This is a genomic window from Streptomyces sp. NPDC002742 (assembly GCF_042888885.1).
Taxonomy (GTDB): domain Bacteria; phylum Actinomycetota; class Actinomycetes; order Streptomycetales; family Streptomycetaceae; genus Streptomyces.
On record NZ_JBIAQF010000004.1, the window covers coordinates 230,098 to 242,909 of the forward strand.

General features: G+C 66.4%; 8 protein-coding genes. 1 reads left to right on the top strand and 7 read right to left on the bottom strand.

The features are described 5' to 3' along the window. Window positions 1-37: 37 nt before the first annotated feature. The 7 genes from ACFYW8_RS08480 to ngcE all read right to left on the bottom strand — a co-directional run bounded on the left by ACFYW8_RS08480 (window position 38) and on the right by ngcE (window position 8,479). On the bottom strand, window positions 38-1,360 hold the full coding sequence (locus tag ACFYW8_RS08480) for a sugar ABC transporter permease (RefSeq protein ID WP_389069235.1): 1,323 nt from the start codon (window positions 1,358-1,360) through the stop codon (window positions 38-40). Further along, window positions 1,357-2,148: an ATP-binding cassette domain-containing protein gene (locus ACFYW8_RS08485; RefSeq protein ID WP_328552899.1), complete on the bottom strand. Its 792-nt coding sequence runs from the start codon at window positions 2,146-2,148 to the stop codon at window positions 1,357-1,359. The genes ACFYW8_RS08480 and ACFYW8_RS08485 overlap by 4 nt, the downstream gene beginning before the upstream one ends. Window positions 2,149-2,393: 245 nt before the next feature. Then, window positions 2,394-3,485: a substrate-binding domain-containing protein gene (locus ACFYW8_RS08490; protein WP_365868801.1), complete on the bottom strand. Its 1,092-nt coding sequence runs from the start codon at window positions 3,483-3,485 to the stop codon at window positions 2,394-2,396. Between the two features lie 133 nt (window positions 3,486-3,618). Continuing rightward, window positions 3,619-4,818, bottom strand: coding sequence for an ROK family transcriptional regulator (locus ACFYW8_RS08495; RefSeq protein WP_365868803.1), 1,200 nt, complete (start codon window positions 4,816-4,818; stop codon window positions 3,619-3,621). A gap of 240 nt (window positions 4,819-5,058) precedes the next feature. Further along, window positions 5,059-5,997 (bottom strand): carbohydrate ABC transporter permease, encoded by a 939-nt coding sequence (locus ACFYW8_RS08500; protein WP_365868806.1) that lies wholly within the window; start codon window positions 5,995-5,997, stop codon window positions 5,059-5,061. Window positions 5,998-6,012: 15 nt separating this feature from the next. Beyond that, window positions 6,013-6,945 carry a sugar ABC transporter permease gene (locus ACFYW8_RS08505; protein WP_355851371.1) on the bottom strand — a complete coding sequence of 311 codons (933 nt, stop codon included), beginning with the start codon at window positions 6,943-6,945 and terminating at the stop codon, window positions 6,013-6,015. Window positions 6,946-7,027: 82 nt separating this feature from the next. Then, window positions 7,028-8,479 (bottom strand): N-acetylglucosamine/diacetylchitobiose ABC transporter substrate-binding protein, encoded by a 1,452-nt coding sequence (gene ngcE, locus ACFYW8_RS08510; RefSeq protein WP_389069242.1) that lies wholly within the window; start codon window positions 8,477-8,479, stop codon window positions 7,028-7,030. A 487-nt stretch (window positions 8,480-8,966) separates the two neighbouring features. On the opposite strand from ngcE, the gene ACFYW8_RS08515 reads away from it, so the two are divergent. Continuing rightward, entirely contained in the window at window positions 8,967-12,791 is a 3,825-nt protein-coding gene (locus tag ACFYW8_RS08515; protein ID WP_389069244.1) for a GH92 family glycosyl hydrolase, read from the top strand. The last annotated feature ends 21 nt before the right edge of the window (window positions 12,792-12,812 follow it).

The window sequence follows — 12,812 nt, forward strand, 5'->3', positions numbered from 1 at the left end:
GCCGTCGCGCTGTGCTACGGCGTTCCCCCGCGGAGTGTTACGCGCGGCCTGCGGCCTTCTGGCTCTTGCGCGACACGGAGTCGATGACGACCGCGCCCAGGAGCACCGCACCAGTGATCATGTACTGGATGGAGGTGTTCATGTTGAGCAGGTCGAGACCGGTCTGGATCGACTGGATGACCAGCATGCCCAGGAGGGCCGACCAAACGTTTCCGCGGCCACCGAAGAGGCTCGTACCACCGATGACGGCCGCCGCGATGGCGAGCATCAGCGTGTTGCCGCCACCGGCGTTCAGCGTGGCGCTCGCGGTCTGGCCGGCGAAGAACATACCGCCGACCGCCGCGAACCCGCCGGAGATGGCGAAGACGGTGATGCGGACCATGGACACGCTGATACCGGCACGGCGGGCAGCCTCGATGCCACCGCCGACCGCGAAGATCTTGCGGCCGTACGTGGTGCGGCGCAGCACGAAGTCGACGATCACCAGGGAGGCGAGGAAGATCACCAGGGCGTTGGAGACACCGGAGGCGTTGTTCAGCACGGCGGCGGCGGTGAAGGACGCCACGGCGAGCGCTCCGACGCGCAGCGCGATCTCGCTGGTGGGCCGGAAGGGCACACCGGCGGCCCTGCGGCGACGCTGGTCGATGAGCGAACCGACGAGCATCGAGGCGACACCGAGGCCGGCCAGCAGGTAGGCACCGACGACGGCCTGGTCCATGAAGAACGAGCTCTGGCCGAGCAGGTGGACCGGGCCGCTCTCGGCCGGGATGTTGATGGTGCCGCTCGTACCGAGCAGCCACAGCATCAGGCCGTTCCAGCCCAGGAAGCCGGCCAGCGTCACGACGAAGGCGGGCACGCCGATCCTGGCGAAGAACCAGCCCTGCATCGCGCCGATGACGGCACCGGTCAGGACGGTCAGGAACAGGGCCAGCCAGGCGTTCACGCCGTGGTTGACCACGAACACCGCGAAGACCGTGGAGGCGAGGCCGCTGACCGAGCCGACGGAGAGGTCGATCTCACCGAGCAGCAGGACGAACACCAGGCCGATGGCCAGCATGCCGGTGGCCGACATGAAGTAGCTGATGTTCGACAGGTTGTCGGCGCTGAGGAACCGGCTGTTCTGCGTCTGGAAGATCGTCCAGATGATGATCAGACCGATGAAGACCGGCAGCGAGCCCAGCTCGCCACCCTTGATCTTGCGCTTGAACTCGGTGACGTAGCCCTTGAGGCCCTCTTCGCGGACCAGCAGACGCGGGTCCACGACCGACACGGGAGCGGCAGTGGGGTCGTCGGAGGGAGCCACCGTGTTCTGGTGCTCCACCTCGGCCTCCGCCTTGGAAACCTTGGACGTGTCGCTCACTTTGCGGCCTCCGTGTTGCGACGCCCCGCACGACGGGTCACGGCGTTGTCCGTGGCTCCGGTGATCGCGGCGATGATCTCTTCGTGGCTGGTGTCCTTCACGGAGAAGGAGCCGTTGTTCTTGCCCAGGCGCAGGACGGCGACGGTGTCCGCGACGGCCTTCACGTCAGCCATGTTGTGGCTGATGAGAATGACGCCGAGGTTGCGCTCGCGCAGCCGCTCGACCAGGTCGAGGACCTGCGCGGTCTGCTCGACACCGAGCGCGGCGGTCGGCTCGTCGAGGATGACGACCTTGGGGTCGCCGATGAGGGCGCGGGCGATGGCCACGACCTGGCGCTGACCGCCGGAAAGGCTCGCGATCGGGATACGCACGCTCGGGATGCGGATGGAGAGTGTGCTGAGCAGCTCACGCGCCTTCTGCTCCATCGTGACCTCGTCGATGACGCCGCGGTGCAGCAGCTCACGACCGAGGTAGAGGTTGCCGACCACGTCGAGGTTGTCGCACAGGGCGAGGTCCTGGTAGACGGTCGCGACGCCGAGTCCCTGGGCGTCGTGCGGCTTGTTGATGCTGACGGGCTGACCGTCCCACTCGATGACGCCTTCATCGATGGGGTGGACACCCGCGATTGTCTTGACCAGGGTGGACTTTCCTGCGCCATTGTCGCCCACCAGGGCGACCACTTCTCCGGGGTGGACCTCCAGCTCGACATCGGTGAGTGCCTGCACAGCACCGAATCGCTTGGAGACTCCGCGCAACGCCAGCACGGGCGTAGCGGACACGTGAACCATCTCCTTCGCCGCCTGACCGGCGGGGATGCCGCGCTCGAACCAACCGGCGCGGAGGGATGTGCGAAATGCACAAGGTTTACAAGATGAACATGCGCGAATCCGTCGCATTTCGCAACGGATCCATCCGACGCCCGCCCCGCAGCGGGGTGTGAAGGTGGAGCAGGCGTCGGACAGGTTCGCGAGACCGCTGAGCGGTCGGAACTCGGGCGACCACCGTTGTACGGAGGTCGCCCGAGACGGTCGTGCTACTGAAGGCCGGCAGCCTTGCAGGCCTTGGCGAAGTCCGCGGTGCAGATGTCGGTGACGCTGTAGAGGCCGTCCTTGACCACGGTGTCCTTGATGTTGGCCTTGGTGACCGAGACCGGGACGAGCAGCTGCGAGGGCACCTTGTCGCCGGAGCCGCTGGTCAGCGTCTGGTTGGCGAGGGACTTGATGTCCTTGCCCTCCAGCAGGTTGACCGCGAGCTGGGCAGCGGCGTCCGCCTCCGGCTTGAAGGCCTTGTAGACCGTGGAGGACTGGGTGCCGGCGACGAGGCGCTGGATACCCGCGAGCTCCGCGTCCTGACCCGTCAGCGGGATGCCACTGATCTTCGCACCCTTGAGGGTGTTCGCGATACCACCGGCCATGCCGTCGTTGGCGGAGTAGACGCCCGCGATGTTCTTGGCACCGAGCTGCGTGATGGCAGCGGACATCTTCTGGGCGGCGACGGTGTCCTTCCAGAGACCGGACTGCTCGTAGGCGATGTCGACCTTGCCGTCGAGGGCCTTGTGGGCACCCGCCTTGAACTGACCGGCGTTCGGGTCGGCGTCGTCACCGTTGATCATGACGATCTTCGACTTGGGGGTCGCCTTGGAGCCGAGCGAGGTGAGCAGCGCCTGGCCCTGGAGCTCGCCGACCTTCTGGTTGTCGAAGGAGACGTAGGCCGAGACCGGACCCTGGGCGAGACGGTCGTACGCGACGACCTTGATGCCCTTGTCGACCGCGGTCTGGATCGAGGACTTGATGGCCGCCGAGTCCTGCGCGCTGATCACGAGGACCTTGACGCCCTGGGTGATCATCGTGCTGACCTGCTGGGCCTGCTTGGCGGCGTCACCGGCCGCGTTCGCGTACTGGACCTTGCAGTCCGGGCACAGCTCCTTGACCTTGTTGACGAAGAGCGGGTGGTCGAACTTCTCGTAGCGCGCGGTGACGCTGTCGGGGAGCAGGAGACCGATGGTCTTGCTGCCCGAGGAAGAGCTGCTGCTGCTGTCGCTGGTGCTCTTGTCGCCGGCCTTGCCACAGGCGGCCACCGAGAGGGCCATGGAAACAGCGGCGGTACCGATTACGACTCTACGCATCGTTGCGTTCATTGGTGGTGCCTCCCTGACAGGGCCGCAACGCTGCGGCCGAGGTGGTTTGGAGTCAACTCGGCCACCCGTGCGACGTCAAGAAGTAAATACTTAACGGGTTGGCAACGGCGTGTTTCGTTCTCTAAGTGAAGGCAGGTGTAACGGCGGACAGCGAGCCGTCCAAAAGGGTCGAATCGCCCATCTCGCTGAGTGCGAGAGCGAGCGCTCCGAGCACCTCGGCGCGGCCCCCGAGCGCCCCTGGCAGCACCGAGAGCTGACGTGCGGCGCTGGGGATCGCGTAGCGGCCGACAGACTCCCTGATGGGCCCGAGAACGAGCTCTCCGGCCTCTGCGAGATCGCCGCCGAGGACCACCCGGCTCGGGTTCAGCAAGTTGCAGAGATTGGCGACTCCACTGCCGATATGTCGGCCGACGTCGGCGATCACCCGACGGCAGCCCGGATCTCCGTCCCGCGCCAGCCTGACCACGCCCTCCATGGTCAGGTCGGTCCCGTGACTGGACTGGAGGAGCGGCAGCACATAGCGCGCCGCCGCGAAGGTCTCCAGGCAGCCGCGGTTGCCGCAACGGCAGACGGGGCCTGATTCATCAAGTGTAATATGCCCGATTTCTCCCGCTGTGCCACCGGGGCCGCGGTAGATCTTGCCCTCTATCACCAGGCCTGCCCCGACACCGCTGGCGACCTTGATGTACGCGAGATCGCGGACCCCTCGCCCGCTGCCCCAGACCATCTCGCCGAGCGCGCCCAGATTGGCGTCGTTGTCCACGTAGACAGGCACGCCGAGCCGCCCCCGCAGCTCCTCGGCGGGCCTGGCGCCGGTCCAGCCCGGCAGGATCGAGGTGGATCCCAGGGTCCCCGACTCCACGTCGATGGGGCCCGGCACGCCGAGCCCCACACCCGCGACCTTGGAACGATCCACGCCGGTTGCCGCGATCAGGCGGCTGACCAGCTCTTCGGCCCGGTCGAAGCCCTGCGCGGCGGACGCGTCCACGTCCAGCGGCTCGGACTCCTCGGCCAGCACCTGGTGGGCCAGGTTCCCGACCGCGACGCGCAGATGGGTATGCCCGAAGTCGACACCGATGACGATGCCGGCGTCACCGCTCAAGGACACGCTGCGCGCCCTGCGGCCGCCGGCCGAAGTGGGTGTGACCTCGACCGTTCCCCCATCCTTGAGTTCACGGACGATATTGGAAACGGTCGCGGCCGATAGGCCCGTCGCCCTCGCGATCTCCGCTTGTGTGAGCGAACCGGCGAGGCGCACCGCTCGCACGACGCGCTCCAGATTGGCTCGGTGCAGCGAAGACTGCGACCCCGGAGTCTCCATCGACTCATCCACTCCTGCCCTCAGCCGGGCGGCCCCGATGCCGCCCGTGTGATCTGGGTCACGTCAACGGGACCCCGGTCACTTACAAGTTGTGAACTCCAAGCTCCGCTGAACGGGTTACCGCAGTCAAGTCCTTGACGAAAATCGGCTCTGTCCTCAGGTTCGATTTCCGGCCGCGCCCGGACACGCGTACGCCACCCCCGGGACGGAGGTGGCGTAGGCGGGGAAGGGGGCGAATCGTTACTTGAGGGTCGCCGAGGTGAGGCCTGCCTGGACCTGGCGCTGGAAGGACAGGTAGACGATCAGCATCGGGATCATCGCGATCGTCACGCCGGCGAACAGGACGGGAAGATCGGTGGCGTACCCCTGCTGCTGCTGGAGCTGGATGAGGCCCTGGGTCAGAACGTAGCGTTCCGGATCCGAACTGCTCTGCGGCTGCATCAGCACCGAGGGCAGGATGTACTGGTTCCACTGGCCCAGGACGTTGAAGATGCCGACGCTGAGCAGTCCGGGCTTGGCCATCGGCAGCATGACCTGGAAGAACGCCCTGGTGTGCGAGGCTCCGTCAAGTACCGCCGCCTCGAAGACCGCCGTGGGCAATGTCCGGAAAAAGGCGTGCATGAAGAACACGGTGAACGGCAGCGAGTAGGCGACGTACACCAGGATCAGGCCTTGGTACGTGTTCAACATGTCAAGACGTTTGACCATGAAGAACAGCGGCACCAGGGCCAGGAAGACGGGGAACATGGCCCCGCCGACGAAGAAGTAGTACACGAGCCGGTTGCCCGGGAACTCGTAGCGGGCCAGGACGTAGGCCGCCATCGCGCCCAGGAGCATGGTCAGCGGGACCGAGAAGACCAGGACGATCAGGGTGTTGGCGAAGTAGTCGCCGATGCCCTTGTTCCAGGCCCGGGTGAAGACGTCGAACTGCCAGTTCGAGGGCCAGCCGAGGGCCGAACCGCCGATCTGCGCGTCGGTCTTGAAGGAGCTCAGGACGAGCCAGAGCAGCGGCAGGATGATCAGGACCGCCCACAGGGCCAGGAAGCCGTGCGAGAAGACGTTGAGGGCCATGCCCTCGGTGCGCTTGTCACCCGGCCGGGGCGGGGCCTTCCTGGCGTTTCGTTGCGGGGGTACTCCGGCGCCGTCGACCTTCGTCGGCTCCGTGATGGGTGCGCTCATAGTCGTGTCTCCCGCTCAGAACTCGATGCGCTCGCGGCGGGTGGCGCGCAGCGTGACCACGGACAGGATCAGGGTGAGAAGGAGCATGACGACGCCCATGGCGCAGGCGTAGCCGCTCTTCCCGAAGTAGAGGAAGTTGCGCATCATGACGTTCGCCATGACCTCGCTGTGATGGTCGGGCCCGCCGCCGTAACCGGTGCCCTGGGTCGTGGTCGAGACGAGGACGAACATGTCCATCGCGATGATGCCGAGATAGACCCAGGCGGTCTGCACCGTGTCCCAGAGCAGGGGCAGGGTGACCCGGAAGAAGGTGTGGGCGCGGCTCGCGCCGTCCAGCAGCGCGGCCTCGTAGATGTCCCGCGGGATGGACTGCATGGCGGCGGAGAACAGCACCAGGTAGAAGCCGACGCCGTGCCAGACGACGACCGCCATCAGGCACCAGAGCACCAGGTTGGGCTCGTTCATCCACTCGACGGGGTTGTTGCCGTCGACCAGGCCGAGCTTGATCAGCAGGCCGTTGAGCAGACCGCCGCTGTCACTTCGGTAGAGGGCCCCGAAGAGCACCGCGACGATCGCGAGCGACAGCACCTGCGGGAAGAAGTACACGATCTTGTAGAAGCGGGAGCCGGCGACGCCCTGTACGCCACCGGCGCCACCCCGCCCGCCCGCGTTCACCATGAAGGCGAAGAAGAGGGCGAGCAGGATGGTGATCACCGGGATGAACACCAGGAACAGGATGTTGTGCCAGATCGCTTCGAGGAATACGTCGTCCTGGAACAACGCCTTGTAATTGTCCAGGCCGACGAAACTGAACGTCTGCGACTGACCCCTCCAGTCGGTGAAGGAGTAACCGATGGTCTGTATGTAAGGCCAGATCACGAAGATCAGATACAGCGCCAAAGGTGCGAGGAGAAACCCCGCGACGAACCGGTACTGCCCTTTTCGCATGGCATCCTGCCCTGGTGTTCCGGGTGTGCGTGACCCGGGTGTTCCGGGTGTGCGTGACCCTGATGTTCCGGGTTTTACGTGATCAGTCGCGGTGGTTCTTCTTGGACGCCGGGTCCTTGGCCGCCTTGTCGACCGCCGCCTGGGCCCGCTTCAGCCATTCCTTCGGCTGAATACGCTTGGACATCAGCTCGTTGGACGCGTTCTGGATGGAGACGTCCATCTCGCTGTACCAGTTGAAGTACAGGTAGTTGAAGGTATTGTCGCCCGCCGCCTTGGAGGCGTCGACGGTGGACTGCGTACCGGGACGCAGCTGCACACCCTCGGACACGCTGTCCTTGAGGATGGTGAGCGAGTTGGCCTTCTGCGCGAAGAGCGTCGACCACTCCTTGGAGAGCATGGAGCGCATGAACTCCTTGGCCTCGGGCAGGTTCGCGGCCTTCGCCGGGATGATGAACGGCTCACCGGAGCCGGCCCGGATCGCCTCGAACGGCAGCTTGTCGCCGGGCAGGCTGGGCATCGGCATGAACTTCATGTCGAAGTCCGCCGGAGTCTGCTTGAGCTGCTCGTTCTCCAGCCAGGAGCCACAGGTGATGAACGCGGCCTTGTACTGGTTCCACCGGGTCTGCGACTCGGTGTGGGTCAGGCCGTTGGTGCCGGCCAACAAGTAGCCCTTTTCCACGACCTCGTAGATGGCCTCGACGGCCGCCTGGGCGGCGTCGGACCCGACGAACGCCTTGGGGTCGAGGTTGTCGATCGCCTTCATGGCGTCCAGACCGCCGTTCTTGGCGATCAGGTCCATGATGGCGATGTTGATGTAGTACGGGTACTTGCCCTGGTGCGCGAGACCGCCGATGCCCTGCGACTTGGCGTCCTTGCAGATGGCGAGGAAGGCGTCCCAGGTCTTGGGCACCTCCCAGCCCTTCTCCTTGAAGAGCTTGCCGGAGTACCACAACCCCCACACCGTGTAGATGTAGTTGAGGGACACGACCTTGCCGCCCTGCAGGCCCGGGTCGAGCGTGCCCGGGATCAGGGTGTCGCGGACCTTCTTGGTCGGGTCGTCGATGGACGGGGCGTCGAGGACCGAGGCCAGGTCGAGGAGTTGGCCGCTCTTGTAGAGCACGTCCAGCTTGATCTGCTGGGCGCCCGAGTCGTCGACGATGTCCGGCGGGTTGCCGCCGTTGAAGCGCGGCTGGAGCTTGCCGGTGATCTCCTGGGTACCGGTGTGGGCGCTCTTGGAGCCCCACTTCTTGTCGAAGGCCGCTTCCCAGGCCTTGGCGTAGTCGTCGCCGTAGCCGCCCTTGAAGACGACGACGTCGAGCTTGCCGCCGCCCTTCTTCACGCCGAAGGGGTTGTCCTTGCTGGTCTTGCCGGTGCCCTTGTCGCCGGACTTGTCGTCACTGCCCCCGCCGCTCGCGCAGGCGGACAGGAAGCTCATCGTCGGGACGGTGATCAGACCGAGTGCGGCCGACCTCTTGATGAGGTCACGGCGGCCGACACCCTCGGGGCTGCTGTTCTCGGCGGAAGTGGATCCCATGCTCAAGTCCTCGCCTTCTCCAGGACTCAGGCGGTGAACCGGATCCTCCCCGGCACCGCGGTTAGGTCAAGCTGGGGTCGTGCATGGGGGATTCAGTGGGACGAATCGGCTGTAGGCGTATGGCCCACGCTCTGCCGTCCCTCGAAATTCCCCCCTGGGTCCTGCCCGTCCGGCGCCAGTCGATCGACTGGCCGGACGCGACAGGTATAGTCCACTTCCCGCCAGCGGAGCAAGATCGAATGCAGGTTTGCCCGTCGGTCTTTTCCGAGTTGAGACCTCCCGGAAATATGGGGCACCCCCGGACCACCCCGGCGAAGATCCACAGGAGGCCAACCTCCCGCAATGAACTCAATGCACGGTTCGTCACGCGTCATTCACCCCGGATGCCACACCCGACACCCTTGACAGCACTGTCGACTTGGCGCCCAAATGGTCCTTGCGCTTCGAATCTGACAACGTTGTCCAGGTGCAGGGAGGGTGCTCGCGCATGCAGCACAGAGCTCGGTACAGACGGAGTTTGACGCGCCGGACCGGATGGTTTTCCCCGGCGGCACTGGGGGTGGCCGCCCTCTCCCTGTTAGCGGCCTCGCAGGGCGTCGCGGTCGCCCTGCCGGCCCAAAAGGCGTCCGCGGACCGGGAATTCAGCTCCTCGTTCGAATCGGGCGATCCAGCTCCGGACTGGCTCAATACGGTGGATACAGCCCCCGGCGGGACGAAAAGATCCTCCGGGGTCGACGGCGGCTACAGCACCGGCATCCCCGGAAACGTGACCGACCATGTCACCGACGTGCGGGCCAGCGGCGAGAACACCGGCGCGGGCGAGGTGAAGGAGAACCTCGTCGACGGCGAGTCGAGCAGCAAGTGGCTCACCTTCGAGCCCACCGGCTGGGCGGAGTTCGACCTGGACGCGCCGGTCAAGGTGGTCACGTACGCGCTCACATCCGCAAACGACCACGACGAGCGCGACCCCCAGGACTGGACCCTTCAGGGCTCCACCGACGGCAAGGACTGGAAGGCCCTCGACACCCGCTCCGGCGAGTCCTTCGGCGAGCGGTTCCGGACCAAGACGTACGACATCCAAAGTCCCGTCGAGTACCAGCACTTCCGGCTCGATGTCACCAAGAACAACGGCGGCGACATCCTCCAGATCGCCGATGTCCAGTTCTCGACGGGCCAGAGCGACGACCCGACGCCCAAGGACATGCTCTCGCTCGTGGACCGGGGGCCGAGCGGCTCGCCGACCGCCAAGGCGGGCGCGGGCTTCACCGGCAAGCGGGCGCTGCGCTACGCCGGCACCCACAAGGGTGGCGGCCGTGCGTACTCGTACAACAAGGTCTTCGACGTGAACGTGGCCGTCCGGCGCGACACCGGACTGGCGTACCGGGTCTTCCCCTCGATGGCGGACGGCGACCGGGACTACGACGCCACGAACGTGGCCGTGGACCTGGTCTTCACCGACGGCACCTCGCTGAGCGAGCTGAACGCCGTCGACCAGCACGGATTCGCGCTGACGCCGCAGGGCCAGGGCGCGTCCAAGGCGCTGTACGTCAACCAGTGGAACAACGTGACCTCGCGGATCGGTTCCGTCGCGGCCGGGAAGACCGTCGACCGGATCCTCCTCGCGTACGACTCGCCGAAGGGCCCCGCGAAGTTCCGCGGCTGGCTGGACGACGTCTCCCTGAAGCGGGCCGCCCCGGAGAAGCCCAAGGCGCACCTCGCCGACTACGCGGTGACGACCCGCGGCACCAACTCCAGCGGCGGCTTCTCGCGCGGCAACAACTTCCCGGCGACGGCCGTCCCGCACGGCTTCAACTTCTGGACGCCGGTGACCAACGCGGGCTCCCTGAGCTGGCTCTACGACTACGCGCGTGCCAACAACGACGACAACCTGCCCACCATCCAGGCGTTCAGCGCGAGCCATGAGCCGAGCCCCTGGATGGGTGACCGGCAGACCTTCCAGGTGATGCCGTCCGCCGCCTCCGGCACCCCGGACACCGGCCGCGCCGCCCGTGAACTGGCCTTCCGGCACGAGAACGAGACCGCGCGGCCGTACTACTACGGGGTGACGTTCGAGAACGGCCTGAAGGCGGAGATGGCGCCGACCGATCACGCCGCCGCCCTGCGCTTCACCTATCCCGGCGACGACGCGAGCGTCATCTTCGACAACGTCACCGAGCAGGCGGGCCTCACGCTGGACACCTCGGCGGGTGTCGTCACCGGCTACTCGGACGTGAAGTCCGGTCTGTCGACCGGCGCCACCCGGCTCTTCGTCTACGGGGTGTTCGACGCGCCCGTGACCGACGGCGGCTCCAGCGGCGTCAAGGGCTATCTGAAGTTCAAGGCCGGCTCCGACCACACCGTCACCCTGCGCCTGGCCACCTCGCTCATCAGCATCGACCAGGCCAAGGACAACCTGAGCCAGGAGATCCCGGACGGCACGTCGTTCGACGCGGTCAAGAAGGGTGCGCGCAAGCAGTGGGACCGGCTGTTCGGCAAAGTCGAGGTGCAGGGCGCCACGCCGGACCAGCTGACGACGCTGTACTCCAGCATGTACCGGCTGTACCTGTACCCCAACTCCGGCTTCGAGAAGGTGGGTTCGAAGTACCAGTACGCCTCGCCGTTCTCCCCGATGCCGGGACCCGACACCCCGACCCACACCGGCGCGAAGATCGTCGACGGGAAGGTGTACGTCAACAACGGCTTCTGGGACACCTACCGGACGACCTGGCCGGCGTACTCGCTGTTCACGCCTCATCAGGCGGGTGAGATGGTCGACGGGTTCGTGCAGCAGTACAAGGACGGCGGCTGGACCTCTCGCTGGTCCTCGCCCGGTTACGCGGACCTGATGACCGGCACCTCGTCGGACGTCGCGTTCGCGGACGCGTATGTCAAGGGCGTCGACTTCGACGCGAAGTCCGCGTACGAGGCGGCGCTGAAGAACGCGACGGTCGTCCCGCCCACCTCCGGCGTCGGCCGCAAGGGCATGACCACCTCCCCCTTCCTCGGCTACACGAGCACCGCCACGGGCGAGGGCCTGTCGTGGGCCATGGAGGGCTACGTCAACGACTACGGCATCGCCGAGATGGGCAAGGCGCTCTACAGGAAGACCGGCGAGAAGCGCTACAAGGAGGAGTCGGACTACTTCCTCAACCGCTCCCAGGACTACGTGAACCTCTTCGACTCCAAGGCCGGCTTCTTCCAGGGCCGGAACGCGAAGGGCGACTGGCGGGTCGACTCCGCGAAGTACGATCCGCGCGTGTGGGGTTACGACTACACGGAGACCGACGGCTGGGGGTACGCCTTCACCGCGCCGCAGGACTCGCGGGGCCTCGCGAACCTCTACGGCGGTCGCAGTGCGCTCGCGCAGAAGCTCGACACGTACTTCGCGACCCCCGAGACCGCGTCGCCGGACACCGTGGGCTCCTACGGCGGGGTCATCCATGAGATGACCGAGGCCCGGGACGTACGGATGGGCCAGTACGGGCACTCCAACCAGGTGGCCCACCACGTGAACTACATGTACGACGCGGCCGGGCAGCCCTGGAAGGCCCAGAAGAACGTCCGCGAGGTCCTCTCCCGGCTCTACACCGGCAGCGAGATCGGCCAGGGCTACCACGGTGACGAGGACAACGGCGAGCAGTCGGCCTGGTACCTGTTCTCGTCGCTCGGCTTCTACCCGCTGGTGATGGGCAGTGGCGAATACGCCATCGGCTCCCCGCTGTTCACGAAGGCGACGGTCCACCTGGAGAACGGCCACGACCTGGTGATCAAGGCCCCGCGGAACAGCACGAGGAACGTGTACGTGCAGGGCGTGCGGTTCAACGGCAAGCGGTGGAACTCGACTTCGCTCCCCCACTCGCTGATCACCCGGGGCGGAGTGCTGGAGTTCGACATGGGCGCCGAGCCGTCCTCTTGGGGCACCGGCAAGGACGCGGCACCGGTCTCGGTCACCGAGGACGACAAGGTGCCGTCGCCGCGCGCGGACACGCTCGAGGGAGCCGGCGCGCTGTTCGACAACACCTCGGCGACGGATGCCTCCGTCACCTCGGTGGACCTGCCGGTCGGCGCCGCTGCCAAGGGAGTTCAGTACACACTGACGTCCTCGGACCACACCAAGGCCCCGACCGGGTGGACCCTGCAGGGTTCCTCGGACGGGACGACGTGGACGGACCTCGACAAGCGCTCCGGTGAGTCCTTCCCCTGGGACAGGCAGACCCGGGCGTTCACGGTCGCGGACCCTGGCTCGTACGCCCACTACCGTCTCGTCCTCGACGGCGAGTCGACGCTCGCGGAGGTGGAACTGCTGGCCTGAGCCGCACAAGGGAAAAGGGGC

What these genes read in the sequence shown, in the direction of transcription:
- ACFYW8_RS08485 (WP_328552899.1), bottom strand. Translation starts at nt 2,148, where the DNA reads ATGGTTCACGTGTCCGCTACGCCCGTGCTGGCGTTGCGCGGAGTCTCC.
- ACFYW8_RS08490 (WP_365868801.1), bottom strand. Translation starts at nt 3,485, where the DNA reads ATGCGTAGAGTCGTAATCGGTACCGCCGCTGTTTCCATGGCCCTCTCG.
- ACFYW8_RS08495 (WP_365868803.1), bottom strand. Translation starts at nt 4,818, where the DNA reads ATGGAGACTCCGGGGTCGCAGTCTTCGCTGCACCGAGCCAATCTGGAG.
- ACFYW8_RS08500 (WP_365868806.1), bottom strand. Translation starts at nt 5,997, where the DNA reads ATGAGCGCACCCATCACGGAGCCGACGAAGGTCGACGGCGCCGGAGTA.
- ACFYW8_RS08505 (WP_355851371.1), bottom strand. Translation starts at nt 6,945, where the DNA reads ATGCGAAAAGGGCAGTACCGGTTCGTCGCGGGGTTTCTCCTCGCACCT.
- ngcE (WP_389069242.1), bottom strand. Translation starts at nt 8,479, where the DNA reads ATGGGATCCACTTCCGCCGAGAACAGCAGCCCCGAGGGTGTCGGCCGC.
- ACFYW8_RS08515 (WP_389069244.1), top strand. Translation starts at nt 8,967, where the DNA reads ATGCAGCACAGAGCTCGGTACAGACGGAGTTTGACGCGCCGGACCGGA.